At 62.8% G+C, this 16,437-nt stretch carries 15 protein-coding genes; 5 read left to right on the top strand and 10 right to left on the bottom strand.

Annotation, left to right across the window (positions count from 1 at the left end):
* From plsY to gltX, 4 genes are read right to left on the bottom strand one after another with little or no spacing between them, the layout of a single operon-like run.
* A complete protein-coding gene (gene plsY, locus AA0535_RS07380) occupies window positions 1-651 on the bottom strand; it encodes a glycerol-3-phosphate 1-O-acyltransferase PlsY (RefSeq protein WP_264815293.1) in 651 nt (216 codons plus the stop codon).
* The gene (locus tag AA0535_RS07375) at window positions 648-1,940 is read right to left on the bottom strand and encodes a dihydroorotase (RefSeq protein ID WP_264815292.1); all 1,293 of its coding nucleotides are present in this window, start codon (window positions 1,938-1,940) and stop codon (window positions 648-650) included. Before AA0535_RS07375 ends, plsY begins: the two co-directional genes overlap by 4 nt.
* Complete coding sequence (locus tag AA0535_RS07370) at window positions 1,937-2,878, bottom strand: aspartate carbamoyltransferase catalytic subunit (protein WP_264815291.1); 942 nt, start codon at window positions 2,876-2,878, stop codon at window positions 1,937-1,939. Before AA0535_RS07370 ends, AA0535_RS07375 begins: the two co-directional genes overlap by 4 nt.
* On the bottom strand, window positions 2,871-4,277 hold the full coding sequence (gltX, locus tag AA0535_RS07365; RefSeq protein WP_264815290.1) for a glutamate--tRNA ligase: 1,407 nt from the start codon (window positions 4,275-4,277) through the stop codon (window positions 2,871-2,873). Before gltX ends, AA0535_RS07370 begins: the two co-directional genes overlap by 8 nt.
* A gap of 709 nt (window positions 4,278-4,986) precedes the next feature.
* On the opposite strand from gltX, the gene AA0535_RS07360 reads away from it, so the two are divergent.
* Together AA0535_RS07360 and AA0535_RS07355 are read left to right on the top strand one after the other, a co-directional pair.
* A complete protein-coding gene (locus AA0535_RS07360) occupies window positions 4,987-6,054 on the top strand; it encodes a purine-nucleoside phosphorylase (protein WP_264815289.1) in 1,068 nt (355 codons plus the stop codon).
* 63 nt (window positions 6,055-6,117) lie between these two features.
* On the top strand, window positions 6,118-8,217 hold the full coding sequence (locus AA0535_RS07355; RefSeq protein WP_264815288.1) for a ComEC/Rec2 family competence protein: 2,100 nt from the start codon (window positions 6,118-6,120) through the stop codon (window positions 8,215-8,217).
* Between the two features lies 1 nt (window position 8,218).
* Here AA0535_RS07355 and AA0535_RS07350 read toward each other — a convergent pair whose 3' ends face one another.
* A complete protein-coding gene (locus AA0535_RS07350) occupies window positions 8,219-9,469 on the bottom strand; it encodes a cation:proton antiporter (RefSeq protein WP_264815286.1) in 1,251 nt (416 codons plus the stop codon).
* A 222-nt stretch (window positions 9,470-9,691) separates the two neighbouring features.
* Here AA0535_RS07350 and AA0535_RS07345 point away from each other — a divergent pair, with 222 nt between their 5' ends.
* A complete protein-coding gene (locus tag AA0535_RS07345) occupies window positions 9,692-10,405 on the top strand; it encodes a M23 family metallopeptidase (RefSeq protein ID WP_264815285.1) in 714 nt (237 codons plus the stop codon).
* A gap of 48 nt (window positions 10,406-10,453) precedes the next feature.
* Here the strand turns inward: AA0535_RS07345 and AA0535_RS07340 are convergent, their stop codons facing one another.
* Window positions 10,454-10,741 carry a DUF1330 domain-containing protein gene (locus AA0535_RS07340; RefSeq protein WP_264815284.1) on the bottom strand — a complete coding sequence of 96 codons (288 nt, stop codon included), beginning with the start codon at window positions 10,739-10,741 and terminating at the stop codon, window positions 10,454-10,456.
* Entirely contained in the window at window positions 10,738-11,424 is a 687-nt protein-coding gene (gene nth, locus AA0535_RS07335) for an endonuclease III (protein ID WP_233582001.1), read from the bottom strand. Before nth ends, AA0535_RS07340 begins: the two co-directional genes overlap by 4 nt.
* Window positions 11,425-11,539: 115 nt before the next feature.
* On the opposite strand from nth, the gene AA0535_RS07330 reads away from it, so the two are divergent.
* Both AA0535_RS07330 and AA0535_RS07325 read left to right on the top strand, forming a co-directional pair.
* Window positions 11,540-13,354 carry an ABC transporter ATP-binding protein gene (locus AA0535_RS07330; protein WP_264815283.1) on the top strand — a complete coding sequence of 605 codons (1,815 nt, stop codon included), beginning with the start codon at window positions 11,540-11,542 and terminating at the stop codon, window positions 13,352-13,354.
* Between the two features lie 264 nt (window positions 13,355-13,618).
* Window positions 13,619-14,248, top strand: a complete 630-nt coding sequence (locus AA0535_RS07325) for a LysE family translocator (RefSeq protein WP_264815282.1) — start codon at window positions 13,619-13,621, stop codon at window positions 14,246-14,248.
* Here AA0535_RS07325 and AA0535_RS07320 read toward each other — a convergent pair.
* Genes AA0535_RS07320 through rph form a run of 3 tightly spaced genes read right to left on the bottom strand, consistent with a single transcriptional unit; the run spans window position 14,231 to window position 16,351 of the window.
* Complete coding sequence (locus AA0535_RS07320; protein ID WP_264815281.1) at window positions 14,231-14,974, bottom strand: hypothetical protein; 744 nt, start codon at window positions 14,972-14,974, stop codon at window positions 14,231-14,233. The genes AA0535_RS07325 and AA0535_RS07320 overlap by 18 nt on opposite strands.
* Before the next feature lie 31 nt (window positions 14,975-15,005).
* The gene (rdgB, locus tag AA0535_RS07315) at window positions 15,006-15,623 is read right to left on the bottom strand and encodes an RdgB/HAM1 family non-canonical purine NTP pyrophosphatase (protein ID WP_264815280.1); all 618 of its coding nucleotides are present in this window, start codon (window positions 15,621-15,623) and stop codon (window positions 15,006-15,008) included.
* Window positions 15,620-16,351: a ribonuclease PH gene (rph, locus tag AA0535_RS07310; protein WP_264815279.1), complete on the bottom strand. Its 732-nt coding sequence runs from the start codon at window positions 16,349-16,351 to the stop codon at window positions 15,620-15,622. The genes rdgB and rph overlap by 4 nt, the downstream gene beginning before the upstream one ends.
* Window positions 16,352-16,437 lie beyond the last annotated feature (86 nt).

Here is a 16,437-nt window from a genome sequence, read left to right as displayed (position 1 = left end):
TCAGATTTCGTTCTTGGTTTGCGGGGGCGGATCGATATTGATCCGCGATTCCCTGCCTGTGAGCAGGCGTCTGATATTGCTGGTATGGCGCAGCAGGATGATGAGTGTAAGGAGCAGGGTCGCGATGGGCAGTGGACTCTGCACCGGTTGTTCGCTTAACGGGGCCATGATGAATGGCGCCACGGCAAACGCGGCCAGAGCTCCCGCCGAGGAGATATGCGAGAGCTTGGCAACGGCTAACCAGACGAGACAGCAGGCGATACCGACCGGCCAGCAAAGGGCGTAAAGCGCACCAAGCCCGGTTGCGACACCCTTGCCGCCGCGAAATCCCAGCCAGATAGGGAAGCAATGGCCGATCACGACCCCTATGGCGGCCACGGCCATACCCGTCTGGATCCCGCCATCCAGAATCAGCCGCACCACGAGCACCGCCAGCGCACCCTTGAGGCCGTCAAGCAGCAGCGTGGCCGCAGCCAGACCCTTGCGCCCCGTACGCAGCACATTGGTCGCGCCGATATTGCCCGAGCCGATCTTGCGGATATCGCCCGCCCCGCCCAGATGGCTGATAAGCAGGCCGAACGGGATACTGCCCAGCAAATAGGCGATGCCTGCGCAAAGTAGGTAAGGTGGCGTCAGAAGCGTGGCAATCATGCCGCCTCACCCCCGAAAACACGCTGACCATTTTTCCACGTGCCCAGAACCCGTCCCTTGAGGCGACGGCCGTCAAAGGGGGTATTCTGCGCGCGCCCCGGTTGTTCGCCCGCTTCGACCACCCAGTCGATATCAGGGTCGAACAGACACAGATCGGCGCTTGCGCCCTCGTTCAGTGTCCCGGCCTCACTGCCCAGAAGGCGTGCCGGATCGCAGCTCATCAGAGCGATCAGTCTCGCCAGCGGCAATACCCCGTCCTGCACGAGAGACAGCCCCACGCCCAGCAATGTGGTCAGCCCCGTGCCGCCAGCGCTCGCCTGCGCGAAGGGAAGCCGTTTGTCATCGGCATCCCAGGGGGCGTGATCGGAAGCGATGGCGTCGATCGTGCCGTCGGCCAGAGCGGCACAGACGGCCAGCCTGTCTTTTTCCGCGCGTAGCGGGGGCGACAGCTTGGCATAGGTACGAAACTCTCCGATCGCCTCTTCATTGAGGGCGAAATAGGGAGGCGCCGTATCGCAGGTGATAGCCAGACCGCGTGCCTTGGCCTGACGGATGAGTGCCAGCCCTTCCCCGGTCGAAACATGGCCGAAATGCAGGCGCGCGCCCGTCATTTCCGCCAGGCGGATATCACGGGCAATCAGAATGGCCTCTGCCGCTGCCGGGATCTGGGGCAGGCCCATGCGGGTGGCTAACGCGCCTGCGGTGGCCGCGCCACCCTTGGCAAGAGACGGATCCTCGGGATGCTGCACCACGAGCGCATCGATTCCCCTGGCATAGGCCAGAAGCAGCCGCATGCGCTTGGTATCGGCGATCGCATGAATACCATCGGTAAACGCGACCGCTCCGGCCTCGCGCAGCATGCCGAGCTCAGCCATTTCCTCGCCCTTGCACCCCTTGGTGAGCGCGCCATAAGGCAGGATAGAGACCAGCCCCGTTTCTTCGCCGCGGCCACGCAGCAGACGCACCAGAGCGGGTTCGTCGATGGCGGGCTTCGAATTTGGCAGGGCAGCGAGCGTCGTCACCCCACCTGAAACGGCGGCGCGGGCACAGGAGGCGATGGTCTCGCGATATTCGAAGCCCGGCTCCCCGATGGCCACACGCATATCCACAAGGCCCGGGCAAAGCACAGCGCCTTTGCCATCGATTCGCTGTGCCCCTTCGGGCATCCCTTCGGCACCGGGCTTGTCACGCCCTGCGAGACGTCCCTCCCGGACCAGAAGGCGTGAAGGCGCATCATGACCATCGACCGGATCGATCAGCCGCACATTTTCAAAAACAAGATCCGTCATGATGCCGTCCGCATGCGTGAAAGTCGGTCGAGCACGGCCATGCGCACAGCCACACCCATCTCGACCTGCTCCTGAATGACGCTTTGCGCCGAGTCCGCTACGTCGGAGGCAATCTCGACACCCCGGTTCATCGGGCCCGGATGCATGACCAGAGCGCCGGGCTTGGCCAGAGCGAGGCGGCGGCTATCGACACCATAGAAGCGGAAGAATTCACGGGCGCTCGGCACTAGACCGGCTCCCATGCGCTCGCGCTGAAGGCGCAGCGTCATCACGACATCGGCGTCGCGCAGGCCGCTCTCCATATCATGATGGATCGACACCGATCCCAATGACGCCATCGCGGCAGGAACGAGGGTAGGCGGTCCCACCAGCCGTACCTTGCTACCCATGGCGGTCAGCAGATGGATATTCGAACGTGCCACGCGGCTATGCCCGACATCGCCACAGATCGCGACGGTCAGGCCGTTCAGCGTGCCCAGATGGCGCTTGATGGTCAGCGCATCGAGCAGAGCCTGCGTCGGGTGCTCATGCATGCCGTCACCGGCATTGACCACGCTGGCCTCGACCTTCTGCGCCAGCAGGGCCGGCGCTCCCGACGCCGCATGGCGCACCACCAGCAGGTCGCAGCGCATGGCATTGAGCGTGGCTGCCGTATCGAGCAGGGTCTCGCCCTTGTTCACCGACGAGGTGGCGACCGTCATGTTGATGACATCCGCCCCCAGACGCTTGCCTGCCAGTTCGAAACTGGTGCGCGTGCGCGTGCTGTCCTCGAAGAACATGTTGATCACCGTCCGGCCACGCAACGCATCGCGCGGGGCAGTGCGCGAACGGCTCAGCAGGGCATAATTGGCCGCGAGATCCAGGTAAGGGGTGATCTCCTCGGTGCTCATGCCCTCAAGGCCGAGCAGGTGATGCCGTCGGGTGAGGGTCTCAGCCATGCGCTATCGCGGCTCCTATGCGGGCCAGAACCTCGTCCCGGCCAAGGGCTTGAAGGGTCAGATCGATACCGGGCGATACCGTGCTGCCGGTCATGGCCGCACGCAGGGGCTGGGCCACCTGTCCCAGCTTGATCGCTTTGGTTTCTGCGAATTCACGCAGTGCCCCGTCGATGGCCGAGGCCTCGAAGGGCTCGACCAGAGCAAGCGCCTGCGCCACGCCACGCAGAACATTCTTGCCTTCTTCCGAAAGCTGCTTCTCCGCCTTGGCATCATAGGTGAAGGGCAGGGATCGACCGAGGAAAGCCGCGCTATCGGCAAGGTCCGTCAGCAGCTTGGCGCGCTCCTTGAGCCCCGGCATGAGGGTCAGCACCCGGGCGCGCAGGGTGTCATCCACCGTGACATCCTCACGCGCCTTCAGGCGATCCACCACATCATCGGTCAGGCGCGCATCATCGGCATCACGCATATAGACGCCGTTCAGATGCGTCAGCTTGACGTAATCCATGCGCGAGGGCGAGCGTCCTACGCCGTCCAGATCGAACAGGCGGATTTGCTCCTCGCGGTTCAGGATCTCGGCATCGCCATGGCCCCAGCCCAGACGCAGCAGGTAGTTGCACAGAGCTTCGGGTAGGAAGCCCTCATCACGGAATTCCACCACTGACTGCGCACCGTGACGCTTGGAGAGCTTGGCACCGTCCGGTCCGTGAATGAGCGGCAGATGCGCGAAATGCGGCAGATCCCAGCCCATGGCGCGATAGATCATGGCCTGACGAAACGTGTTCGTCAGATGATCGTCGCCCCGGATGACATGGGTGATCGCCATGTCATGATCGTCGCACACCACGGCATGAAGGTAGGTGGGCGTTCCGTCCGAGCGCAGGATGATCAGATCATCCATCTCGGCATTCGCCACGCGAACCTCGCCCTGAACCAGATCATTGATGACCGTCTCACCCTCACGCGGGGCCTTCAGGCGCACGGCAAAGGGCGCCCCCGCGGGCGCTTCCGACGGGTCACGATCGCGCCACATGCCGTTATAACGTGGCGGCTGGCCCTTCGCGATCGCGTCCTCGCGCATCTGCTTCAGTTCATCGGCTGTGCAATAGCAGCGATAGGCCAGACCCGTTTCCAGCAGCTCATGCGCCACTTCCGTATGGCGGCCCTGGCGCGTGGACTGGAACACGGGCTCCTCATCCGCCGTGATGCCCATCCAGGCCAGCCCCTCGAAAATGACATCGACCGCGCGCTGTGTAGAGCGCTCGCGATCCGTATCCTCGATCCGGAGCAGGAATTGCCCACCGTGATGACGGGCGAAAAGGAAATTGAACAGGGCCGCACGGGCATTGCCGATATGCAGCAAGCCGGTGGGAGAAGGGGCAAAGCGTGTGCGAACGGTCATGGCGCGTGCATAGCATGGTTGAGGGCCGCACACTACCGGATGGCGATTTGTTGTCCGGCCCGTATGGGCGACTTCGGCCCAAAAACTCCTGTCATGGGGCCTCGCTCCTAGACGGCTTCCCTTCGCAAGAGCCTCCCCGCATGGGGCTCCGCCCCATACCCCGCCAAAGGACAGCCGTCCTTTGAAAACCTGTTCGATTAAACCGGGATGAAAGGGGCGCGCCCCTTTCCGGGGGGCGGGGCAGCGCCCCGCAGAGGCTTCCCGCTGCAAGAGCCTGTCTCATGGGGCTCCGCCCCACACCCCGCCAAAGGACAGTCGTCCTTTGGAAACCTGTTCGATCAAACCGGGATGAAAGGGGCGCGCCCCTTTCCGGGGAGCGGGGCAGCGCCCCGCGAACGCTCCCCGCTGCAAGAGCCTGTCTCATGGGGATCCGCCCCATACCCCACCAAAGGACGGTCGTTCTTTGGAAACCTCTCTGATCAAACCGGGATGAAAGGGGCACGCCCTTTTCGGGGAGCGGGACAGCGCCCCGCAGAGGCTCCCCGCTGCAAGAACCTCCCTCCATGGGGCTTAGTCCCGTCTGGGCAGTGGAATGCCTGTCCGCTCAGGTGCCGTTTCGGAAAAGTGTGTTTCCTCCTGAAAACCGCTCGGGATAAGGTTTATGCAAACGGGATTTGCAGAATTCTGTATTCGATGTAACGGTCTCGATATGAAAATACGCTTTCTCCTGTCCAGTCTTACCTCCATTGCCTGTGTTGTCGGTCTGGGGGCATCGGCTTCTGCCGCACCGGTGGCGCCGCGCGTCATTATTGTTGCGGGGTGGGAAAACGGGGCGGATACGGGGGATGCGCCGGGGGAGTATCAGGACTGGGTCGAGCGCGAGCATCTGACGCGCCAGATTCCGGTCAGGGGCGTGAAAGAGCCGATCCTCAGAGCCAATGAGTCGGGCGTCTACGGGCTTGTGCTGCGTTCCGGCCCTGCGGAGCTGATGGCGCTGGCGCTCGATCCGGCTTTTGACCTCAAGAAGACCTACTGGATCTTTACGGGCATCTCGGGCGTGAATCCCAATGTGGCCTCTGTGGGCAGCGTGGCCTGGGCACGGTGGGTGGTAGATGGTGATGCCCTGCGTGAGCTGGATGATCGGTCCATCCCGAAAGACTGGCCCTATGGACTCTATGCGATCGGGGCCGACCGACCCAATACCTTGCCGAACGACCCGAATCACTATGGCTCGGTCACGGATGTGGCGCAGTTGACCAAGGCCTACCCGCTCAATCAGGGGCTGGCACGCTGGGCGTTCGGACTGAGCAGGAATGTCACCCTGGCCGATGACCCCGAGATTGCGCGCCGTCGCGCGGCGTGGCCCGCTTCCTTGCCTGCCAGCAAGCCGCCGATGATTCTCATGGGGGAAACGCTCGGTGCGCTCCGCTACTGGCATGGTGAGGCGCGCAACAACTGGGCGCAGGATTGGGTCAGGCTCTGGACCAAGGGCCAGGGCGTTTTCGTCATGACCAATGAGGAAAGCCAGACCAACCAGAAGGCCATGCGACTCCTCGCGAAATGGGGCTATATCGATCCGGACCGCGTCATGGTGTTGCGCTCCGGCTCCAATCCTTCCATGCCCCCGCCGGGCGTGTCGCTCACCCAGTCGATGGGCGATGAGGGGCCGGGACAGAATCTTGCTTTCGATAATAACGAGCGCGCCGGGGCGCCTGTCGTAGCGGAACTGGTCAGGCATTGGGACCATTACCGCGACCATGTGCCCAGCGCGCCCTGAGCGCACGGGATCGATCTCTACCGGAGGGGAACACGCCTCCGGTGTGGAAACGAGTAAAGCGCCGTGAGGCGTTTGGCTTTCGCCAAGAAGGTCGAAGCCATCCTGCTCGGTCAGGGACGCGCTCTTGCCGCCTGGCTCCCGGTCGTATTCAGCGCGGGATGTCTCCTCTATTTCCTCCCGCGCCATGAGCCGGGTCCAGCCTGGGCCTGTCTCACCGCCTCGCTTGGGGCGCTAGTGCTGTGGCGGGGCTGGAATCGCCTCATCTCGCGTAGCTTGGGTCTGGCAGTCGTCATGGGGACTCTGGGGTTTCTCGCGGCGCGGGGGCAGGCGCTGCGCCAGCCACCCATGCCCGCCTTGCCCGCTCTGGCGGTCGTGATGACTGGGGAGATTGCCGAGCTCACGACGAGCCGCGACGAAGGACAGATGGCCCAGAGAATCCGCCTGCGCCATGCCGTATTCGAAACCGGTGTCGATATTGGCATGGCGCCTATGCGACGCGATCTGCTCCTGTTCACCCATGACGGGCAGGTTTATGAATCGGGCATGATGCTGCGTCTGCGCGCTGTATTGCGGCCACCCGACTGGCCCGATTTTCCCGGCGCGCGTGACCGGCAGAGAGAAGCCTGGTTCGATGGGCTGGCCGGCACAGGGCGTATCCTCGGTCGCCCCGAGATACTTCAATCCCCACAACGCTATTTCCTTGCGCGCTGGCGGGAAAAAATTGCGACGGAGATAAGCCGTCATCTTGCGGGGCAGCGCGCCGCCATCGCGGCTACCCTGCTCGCTGGCCATGGTGAAGGGATCAGCAAGGCCACGCGTGCGGCCTATGCGGCATCGGGACTGGCCCATATCCTTGCGGTAGCCGGGCTGCATCTTGGGCTTGTCATGGGGGTGGTTTTCTTCACCACCCGTCAGGCTCTTGTGCTCTGGCCGTGGCTCGGGCTGAGATTGCCCTGCCGGGAAATCGCTGCTCTGGCCGCATTACTCACCGGAATGGCCTATGTTGCGCTAACCGGGTTTCATCTGCCAGCTTTGCGCAGCCTCGGCATGGCTGGCCTCGCCAGTCTGGCTTTGTTGGCCGGACGGCGCGTGCTCTCCATGCGCTCCCTCGCCGTTGTGGCGCTGATCCTGCTCATCGCGTCTCCTGTTCTGGTCCTCGATCTGTCGTTCCAGATGTCCTTTGCGGCTGTCATGGCCCTTGTCGCAGGATATGAGGCGCTCCGCCCCTGGTTCATCAGTCGTGCCGAGCGTGGGATAAAAGGGGGGGGTGGTCATCATCTGATCCTGCTCTCCCTGACCAGCGCCCTCGCTGGCGGAGCGACATTGCCATTGGTCATGGCAGGGTTCGGGAGTTTCCAGCCCTGGTTCATCATCGCCAATCTGGTGGCGGTGCCTGTTGCGGCGTTCTGCGTCATGCCAGCCGGATTGGTGGCGCTTTTGCTCATGCCTTTCGGTCTGGCCCGCATACCGCTCTGGGTCATGGGGCAGGGGATCGGCCTGATCTCCTTGATCGCTGACGGGGTGGCCGCCCTGCCTCTGGCCCATGTCGCAGTCCCGGTCATCGGAGGCAAAGGGCTCGCGCTCTACATGCTTGGGCTGACCGGATTGTGCCTGTGGCGAGGGAGGGCGCGTTTCGGCTTTCTTCTGCCGGTCATGGCCGGGCTCGTTTCTCCGTTTCTGAGCCCCTGGCCCCTGGTGCTGATTTCACCCGATGCCGGTCTGATCGCCTTTTCCGAGAATCGTCGCTGGGTGGTCGGCGCCCATGGCGGGCTGGAAAACAGGGTGCTCGACGCCTGGATGCAGGCATGGCCCGGCCCGATGCGTGGGATGGATGACGCTGCCTCGTGCACGGGGGCGCGCTGTACTCTCACCTATCATGGTCAACGGCTATGGATCTGGTTTGCGCCCCTGTCCCCTGAAGAGTGGGGCCCGGACTGTCAGCATGACGGGTTCGTCATCACGGCGCAGCCCTTGCCCGCAGGGTGTCAGCCGGGTCGGTTCATCGATCGGTTTACCGTCTGGCGAGACGGGGCTGTATCGATCATGCCCCACCAGGGGAAACTGGAGATCCGTTCGGACCGCTCATGGCGCGGGGAGCGGCTCTGGGTGCCACGTGTCGGGTTTCGGGGCGTGCCCAATCTGCCCCAGGCCCTGTCGGAATAGGTCAGGAGTTCCTGGGATAGAAGCGCAATGCGACACGCTCCATTGTCAGGCCCTGCACCAGAATGGTGAACACCACAATTCCATAGCAGATTGGCGCAAGGATATCCTTCATCGGCCCCGGCGGAAGGGTGAGGGCGAGGGAGAGCGAAATACCTCCGCGCAGACCGCCCCAGGTCAGTACCGCCAGCATGCGCCCGCGATCCTCGCCATAGAGATGGATTGGCAGGATGGCCAGAAACACGCTCAGCGCGCGCGCTGCAACGGACAGCGGAATCCCCAGAAGGAGCGCCCAGAAGGCGCGCAGGCTGGGAATGGCGGCCAGAACCTCGAAACCGATCATCAGGAACAAAAGCGCATTCAGGATCTCGTCGACGAGTGTCCAGAAGCTGTTGAGCTCCTCACGCGCATGGTCGTCCATGTTGCTTTTGGCGCGTTCGCTCCCGAGGCACAGCCCGGCCACCACCACGGCAATCGGGCCGGACATTCCCAGGGCATGAGCAAGGCTGAACGTGCCTGCGGCGAGACTGAGCGAAACAAGCAATTGCAGATGGCTGTCCCTTGCGGCACGGAAACACAGCAGGCCGATCAGCCCTGCCACAAAGCCCAGCCCCGCTCCGCCCACTGCCTCGACCCCGAAGGCTTCGGCGGCGTCCATGAGAGTGAGGTGATGCGCTTCGCCCGTGACCAGTGTCATGGCGAGTCCGAAGATGACGATACTTACCCCGTCATTGAACAGGCTCTCTCCGGCAAAGATCGCCTGGATGGGGCCGGGCAGTCCGAGGCGACGCAGCATGCCTACCACCGAAACCGGATCGGTCGGCGCGAGGATCGCACCGAGCACCACGCACCACAGGAAAGGCACTGGTAGCCCCACCTGCGCCATCACCCAGTACATGGCCCCGCCCAGCATGAAGACGGCAAGAATGGTGCCGACGATGGCGAGAAAGAAGACCGAGAATTTCCGCTCCATCAGGTGACGCGTATCGACCTGAAGCGCCCCGGCAAAAAGCAGAAACGACAGCGCCCCATCCAGCAGATTGCCTGGCAGATCGGCCGAAGCGAGAATCGTCATGGGCAAGGTGTGCAGATCTACGCTCGGCAGGGCGATATCCAGCCCCTTGACGATCAGAGACACCACGAGCGAAATCAGCAGAATGCCGATTGTCATGGGCAGTTTGAGCAGCTTGTAGTTCAGGATGCCGCAAACCGTGCAGAGCGTCAGCAGGATCGCGAAAAGGCTGAGTGATGACATGGAATCTCTTCGTCGCTGGTGCCGGGGAGGGTCGTTTTACCGCAAGAAAACGTGAACGCACGCCCTTCGTGCAGCTTCTCACATTATGTCATCCGAGCGACCGGGGTTTGCCACGCCGCACGCTTCATTCATCCCATCCATTGCGGTGTCGTATCGTGAGGGTCTAGCTTCCCGATTGGGCGCGAGATGCCAATTGATTCCGTATCGACAGAGGATGGCTGTATGCGCAAGACGAGAAAGACTGTGGTCGCAATCTGCACGGCGCTGCTTCTGGCACCATTGCCGGAGGGTGCATCGCGTGTTCAGGCCTCGCCCGCAGAGAAAAGCGCACTCGACGCCTATCATAGGCAATTGCGCGCGCTGGATCTGCCGCCAGGGCTGGGGGAACCGGCCATGCGTCCGGATCCGATACGCGAGGTCACGCTCGCACCGCTTTTCGATGAGCCCTTCGCCTGTACCGAGCATCCGCTGGGTCAGTTGACGGGAACAGGCGATGCGCTCGGTACGGATTGCATGATCGTGGGTGGCGCGACGGATGAGACGCATGGCTATAACAAGCTTTATCGGGGACTCGGTGAGAAAAACGAGGACTGGTATGGCTGGCACAAGGCCGTTCATGCGCCATTCGACTCAGTCGTGACCTTTGTTCATGTGAACCCTGTCACCAACCTGCCCGGCAGCATGGGCAAGCCACCGGCGAGCGCGATCCTGTTCCAGCGCGCGGACGGTATGAACGTCATCTATGCTCATATTGCTGAATTTCGCGTCAGACCCGGCGATCATGTGAAAGCAGGCGATGTCGTCGCGCTGGACAGCGACAATGGATTTGCACGCAACCCCCATGTGCATGTCGGTGCATATAAGGGCACGGAGCCGTTCCAGATCCGCTGGGACCTCAAGGCCATGGGGGCTGTTCCGGCACTCAGCGCCAATTAGGCTTGTTCGAGCCGCCCCCGAACGGCTCAAACAACGATCCCAACCGGATTATACGCCTTCGACGATCGTCGCGCGATATTTCGCACCGGCAAAGCGATGCTCGCGCACCTTGCGATAGGCCTCACCGTCATACCAGGCCAGAGCCGCCTCCCGATCGGGGAACTCGACAATCACCACGCCATCGGGACCGGTGCCTTCGAGGGTTTCCTGGTCGCCATAGGCAGCCAGAATCTTGACCGGGTGGCCCTTGAACGTCTCGCCGACGAGACGCGAATAGGTCGCCATTTCCTCGGGATTGAGAATTTCCTCGCGTGTGAAAACGATATAGGTGCTCATCCAGCTTCTCCTTTGCTGCTGCTGATCTGGGCCTTGAGCGGGAAAAGGCAAGGCGTGAAGGCAACGCAGCGTCCGCACTCAGGACTGCGCGCCTTGCACACATAACGGCCATGCAGGATCAGCCAGTGATGCGAGGGGCGGAGCATGTCAGGCGGGATACGCTTGATCAGCCCCTCTTCGACAGCGCGCGTCGTCTTGCCCGGCGCCAGCCCGGTGCGGTTTCCAAGCCGGAAGATATGCGTGTCCACCGCCATGGCACTTTCGCCGAACATCACGTTCAGCACGACGCTCGCCGTCTTGCGTCCAACCCCGGCCAGAGCCTCCAGCGCGGCGCGGTCCGAGGGAACCTCGCCACCATGCAGGGCCAGAAGCTGCTCCGAGAGCCTGAGTACGTTTTTCGCCTTTGCGCGCCACAGTCCGATCGTCCGGATATGCGCGGCAATGCCCTCCTCCCCCAGAGCCACCATGGCACGGGCATCGGGCGCGTCGCGAAAGAGCCCGATTGTGACCTTGTTGACCGATTTATCCGTCGCCTGCGCCGAGAGGACAACGGCCACCAGAAGCGAGAAGGCGTCGGTGTAAACCAGCTCGCTCTCGGCATCGGGCATGGACTCGGCAAGGGCGGTGATGAACTGGCGGGCCTGCGCGCGGGTCATGGCCCGCCTGGCCGAAGGAAGAGACATCAGAACCATTTCATCATGTTGCATAAGGGCGTTCGACACCCCACAATAAGCGCTTCCCGCCCCAGACTTCCAGTATGCCCGCCCGGTCGATCGTCAGGCGGAGGAGCTTTCTTTAGTGTCCGACACTGACCAGACTACCCGCCAGAAGCGCGACATCGCGTTTGTCGATATCGTGCGCTTCGTCATGCGCCGCTGGCTGGAGCATCCGGCTTTTCTGACACGTACCGTGCTCGGGATCGGGCTTGCCACTATTGCCGATGTCGCGACACCTGTGCTCTCGGGGCGCCTGGTGACCGATATTTCCAGCCATGCGGGCGGCGTGCCCCATGATGCGGCTCAGACGGCGCTCTGCAACGACGCGCTTCTGATGGTGGGCGGGCTGATTGCGCTCGGACTGGTCGGACTGCTCGGGCGGCGCTCCTCCTATCTTGGAATCACTCATCTCAGCCTTGCCATCATGCAGCGCGCCCTGTCGCAGGGCTTTGCACGCGTTCAGCGCTTCTCGACCGACTGGCATGCCAATAATTTCGCCGGCTCCACCGTGCGCAAACTCACACGCGGCATGTGGGCCATCGACACGCTGGATGACACGCTGCTCCTGCTGATCGCTCCGGAAGTGCTGGTCCTGACCGGCACCACGCTCGTTCTGGCTTGGCACTCTCCGTTCATGGGGGCGGTGCTTGCGCTTTCGGTCGTGCTCTTTACCTGGCTCTCCGTCGTGCTGACGCTGCGCTATGTCGCGCCCTCAGCTCGTGCGGCCAATCGCTGGGACACGAAAGTAGGGGCGGCCATTGCCGATGCCGTGACCTGCAATGCCGTGGTCAAGGCGTTCGGTGCCGAGCATCGTGAAGAGCGCCGTCTGACGCGCGTTCTGCGTGCCTGGAGTGCGCGCACCGCGCGTACCTGGATCAGAGGAACGAACAGCGCCAACCTGCAGGGCTTTGCCTCGCTGGTCATGCGCATGTCGCTCGTCGCGCTTATTGTCTGGCAGTGGTGGCAAGGCAAGGCCGGGCCGGGCGATGTGGCCTATGTGCTGACCATGGTGTTTCTGGTGCAGGGCTATCTGCGCGATCTCGGCCAGCAGGTGAGCCAGGTGCAGCGCTCGGTCAATGAGATGGAAGAGCTTGTTGCGATTTTCGACGAGGCGCCCGGTGTTCAGGACCAAAAGGGTGCACGCAAGGCCGCCTTTACCGAGGGGCGCGTCCGCTTCGAGAACGTGACATTCCAGTATCCCGGACAGGACACACCGCTTTACGAGCATCTCGATGTCTCGATCGAGCCGGGTTCACGTGTGGCGCTGGTCGGGCCGAGTGGGTCGGGCAAGACCACTTTCACCAAGCTCATCCAGCGCCTGTACGATACGAGCGACGGGCGCGTACTGATCGATGGTGTGAATGTCCGCGATGTCACACAGGACTCTTTGCGCGCGCGCATCGCCATCGTGCCGCAGGAGCCCATGCTCTTTCATCGCTCCCTCGCCGAGAACATCGCCTATGCGCGCCCCGGCGCAACCCAAACCGAAATCGAGCGGGCGGCGCGTCTGGCCAATGCCAGCGCGTTCATCGAGCGCCTGCCGGAAGGTTATGCCACGCTCGTCGGGGAGCGCGGCGTCAAGCTGTCTGGCGGCGAGCGCCAGCGCGTAGCCATTGCCCGTGCCTTCCTGGCCGATGCGCCTTTGCTCATTTTCGACGAAGCGACGTCCAGTCTCGACTCCGAGTCCGAAGCTCTGGTGCAGGACGCCATGCACCGCCTGATGGCCGGACGTACCGTCATCGTGGTGGCCCATCGTCTTTCCACGGTCATGGAACTCGATCGTATTCTGGTCTTCAGCAAGGGCAAACTGATGGAGGACGGAACCCATGGCGGGCTTGTGCAGCGCGAGGGCGGGATCTATCGCCGCCTGTTCGAACTCCAGTCTCTCGAGGGTTAGGCCGCAACAGACATCCTGCACCAGCCTGTGTGGCGAGCGGACGCTCCTTGTCGAGGCATAATCAGGAGGGGGCGATCAGGGCGCGTCCGCTCCGGCCCTGAAGCCGAATGAGGCGATGGGGTTTGCACGGGCGCATCACCGTCCGGATCGTCCTTCAGAGGACTTCGAAAGCCTCCACGCATTTTATGGGCTTTCAGGCGCGGTGGGCTGTGGCAGGGTTCGCCTGCACATTTTTCCCTCCTGCAAGACTAAGGGACGTCAATCATGACCCTGCAAACCTGGTGGCTCTTTGTCGTCACCGTGTTCTTCATCTCGGCTACACCGGGGCCGAACATGATGCACGCGCTGAGCCGCAGCGTTCAGGTGGGGTTCAGGCGCAGTATCGCTGCCATGGCGGGCTGTATAAGCGCGTTGCTCCTGGCTCTGGTTCTCTCGGTGGTCGGGATCGGGGCGGTGCTGGTGGCCATGCCGCATCTTTTCGAGGTCATACGGTACGCGGGGGCGGGATATCTGGTCTATCTCGGTATCAAGGCCTGGCGGGCAAGCGATGATCCGGAGCAGCCCGAGGCGCAGGTGGAAGGGCGTGCGGTCATGACCCCATTCATGCTGTATCGCACCGGATTTCTGGTCGGAATCAGCAACCCGAAATTGCTGCTTTTTGCCGCGGCCTTCTTTCCGCAGTTCATCGACCATCATCAGCCTGTCCTGCCGCAATTCGGCATTCTGGTCGTGACCTATCTGTTCTCGGACGGGTTGTGGCTGACGCTCTACGGGCTCGGCGGCCGTTCGCTTTCGCGCTTCCTGGCACGGCGACCGGTCAGGCGGGCATTCAACCGTCTGACCGCCATCGTGTTCGTGACGTTCGGGATCGTGATCTTACGAGCGAAGGCGTGATGAGGCGACACCGTGGCGGGCGCTCAGCCCGGTGAGCGTGACCACCACCTGATCGGGCGTCGTGCCGATGTCATCCACCACATGAGCTCCGGTGCGGAACATGACCGGAATGGCAAGTGCTTTGGGCGCAAGGTGGAACTGGCTTTGCGTCCCGTTGATCTCGGTGCCTACCAACCCATCCGGATGGGTCTGGAGCACGATATGCGCGCTATGAGTCGAATCCAATGTGCCAAGAGTCACGCCATTGGCAGTGGCCTCGGTGATCTGACCGCGCAGGACGATACGATCGCCATCGACCAGAATACGCATGACGGGCGCAGTATCGTTGTCGGGCCCGAGTTCTGCCAGAATGACCGAACCGCGCTTGGGAAAGCGATCGATATGGATCGTGGTATCGAGCGATGCGCTGGCATCCTGCACCCGCCATGGACGGGATTCTGACAACTCGGTCCGCGGCTGACGGGCATGATAGGCTGTCGGCTTGCGTGCCTCGCTGCTCAGTACGATGCCGCCCGGAACCAGACGATAGGGAGCCGCTCCCTGCGCGAGGTTCTGCTTCTCGCCGAGAGAGATAGCAGGCTCCACGGCGATGCTGAACGCCTTTGTTTCACGCAGCTCGAAACCTGACAGGTCGAAAGACGGCGTTGCCGGGCCAGCAAATGCCATATGGGAGGCCGCCATGAAGGGAGCGAGCGCACAGGCGGCAAAAAGGAACGGGCTCTTCATGGGGATGACTCCTCTAGGGGCTTCAGCATGTCTATGGTGCGACACAGCTTTCCAGAAACCGCGCCAACGCGCGACCCCGATGGCTGGTCGCATTCTTCTCATCCGCCGAGAGTTCGGCAAAACTGCGGCGCTCGCCCTCCGGGACGAAAATCGGGTCATAGCCGTGACCCTTATCGCCGCGCGGTGGCCAGCAGACCTGACCCGAGCAGCGTCCTTCGACAAAGCGCGTTGTGCCATCGGGCCATGCCAGACAGAGCACAGCCACGAAAGCCGCCGAGCGGTCTTCATGTGCGCCCATTTCGTCATGAACACGCTGCATGGCATGCATCATGTCCCCGCCCGGACCGGCCCAGCGTGCGGAATACACGCCAGGTCGGCCATTCAGGGCCGAGACGCAGAAACCGGAATCATCCGAGAGCGCAGGCAGACCGGTGGCTTCTGACGCGGCAAGCGCCTTGATGGCGGCGTTGCCCTCAAAGCTGTCAGCCGTTTCCTCAGGTTCGGGCAAAGCGAGATCGGCAGCGGAAACGATTTCGATACCGCTCCCGGCCAGAAGGGCTTGGAATTCGACCAGCTTGCCCTTGTTATGGCTGGCCAGCACGATGCGCTGGCCAGGATGCAGGCGACGGGGCGCTTCGGCCTCGCTCATGCAACGCCCTCGAGCGCAGCGCGCTGCGCGTCGAACAGACGTGCCGTGCCGGTCTTGGCAAGTGCCATGAGGGCATTGAACTCAGCCTCGGAGAAGGGAGCGTCTTCGGCCGTGCCCTGTATCTCGACGATGCCACCCTCACTGGTCAGGACGAAGTTCGTATCGGCCTGGGCAGAGCTGTCTTCGATATAATCGAGGTCGAGCACGGCGCCGGCTTCGGTCAGACCGCAGGAGACGGCGGCCACCTGAGCGCGCAGGGGCGAGCGCTTGAGCACACCCGCCTTCACCTGCTTGTCCAGCGCAATGGCCAGAGCCACCCAGGCACCGGTAATGGCAGCACAACGCGTGCCGCCATCGGCGTTCAGCACGTCGCAATCGAGCGTGATGGTCATTTCACCCAGAGCACGCAGATCGACACAGGCGCGCAGGGCACGGCCAATAAGGCGCTGGATTTCCTGCGTGCGGCCCGATTGCTTGCCCTTAGCGGCCTCGCGGTTACCACGCGTATGGGTGGCGCGCGGCAGCATACCGTATTCCGCGGTAATCCAGCCCTGGCCCTGCCCACGCAGGAAGGGCGGCACGCGATTTTCGATGGAGGCCGCGCAGAGTACTTCCGTACCGCCTACGCGGATCAGAACCGAGCCCTCGGCATGACGGGCGAAGCCCGGCTCGATCGAGACAGGACGGTTTTCATCGGCCTTGCGGCCTGAAGGGCGGGGGCTGGACATCGGGTTTTTCCTCACTCAGTGGCGCAGGCGCGCATGCTCGGTGCAGCCTTAGCGCGTCAGGCCAGGATTGACAAAGTCGGCGGCCC

It is taken from the genome of Asaia krungthepensis NRIC 0535 (assembly GCF_025995175.1).
In the GTDB taxonomy this organism is placed as follows: domain Bacteria; phylum Pseudomonadota; class Alphaproteobacteria; order Acetobacterales; family Acetobacteraceae; genus Asaia; species Asaia krungthepensis.
The sequence above is the reverse complement of the archived record's forward strand: the minus strand, read 5'-3'. Positions and strand labels throughout refer to the sequence as shown.

Coding starts and splice junctions, on each gene's coding strand:
- plsY (WP_264815293.1), bottom strand. CDS start 651: ATGATTGCCACGCTTCTGACGCCACCTTACCTACTTTGCGCAGGCATC.
- AA0535_RS07375 (WP_264815292.1), bottom strand. CDS start 1,940: ATGACGGATCTTGTTTTTGAAAATGTGCGGCTGATCGATCCGGTCGAT.
- AA0535_RS07370 (WP_264815291.1), bottom strand. CDS start 2,878: ATGGCTGAGACCCTCACCCGACGGCATCACCTGCTCGGCCTTGAGGGC.
- gltX (WP_264815290.1), bottom strand. CDS start 4,277: ATGACCGTTCGCACACGCTTTGCCCCTTCTCCCACCGGCTTGCTGCAT.
- AA0535_RS07360 (WP_264815289.1), top strand. CDS start 4,987: ATGAAAATACGCTTTCTCCTGTCCAGTCTTACCTCCATTGCCTGTGTT.
- AA0535_RS07350 (WP_264815286.1), bottom strand. CDS start 9,469: ATGTCATCACTCAGCCTTTTCGCGATCCTGCTGACGCTCTGCACGGTT.
- AA0535_RS07345 (WP_264815285.1), top strand. CDS start 9,692: ATGCGCAAGACGAGAAAGACTGTGGTCGCAATCTGCACGGCGCTGCTT.
- AA0535_RS07340 (WP_264815284.1), bottom strand. CDS start 10,741: ATGAGCACCTATATCGTTTTCACACGCGAGGAAATTCTCAATCCCGAG.
- nth (WP_233582001.1), bottom strand. CDS start 11,424: ATGTCTCTTCCTTCGGCCAGGCGGGCCATGACCCGCGCGCAGGCCCGC.
- AA0535_RS07325 (WP_264815282.1), top strand. CDS start 13,619: ATGACCCTGCAAACCTGGTGGCTCTTTGTCGTCACCGTGTTCTTCATC.
- AA0535_RS07320 (WP_264815281.1), bottom strand. CDS start 14,974: ATGAAGAGCCCGTTCCTTTTTGCCGCCTGTGCGCTCGCTCCCTTCATG.
- rdgB (WP_264815280.1), bottom strand. CDS start 15,623: ATGAGCGAGGCCGAAGCGCCCCGTCGCCTGCATCCTGGCCAGCGCATC.
- rph (WP_264815279.1), bottom strand. CDS start 16,351: ATGTCCAGCCCCCGCCCTTCAGGCCGCAAGGCCGATGAAAACCGTCCT.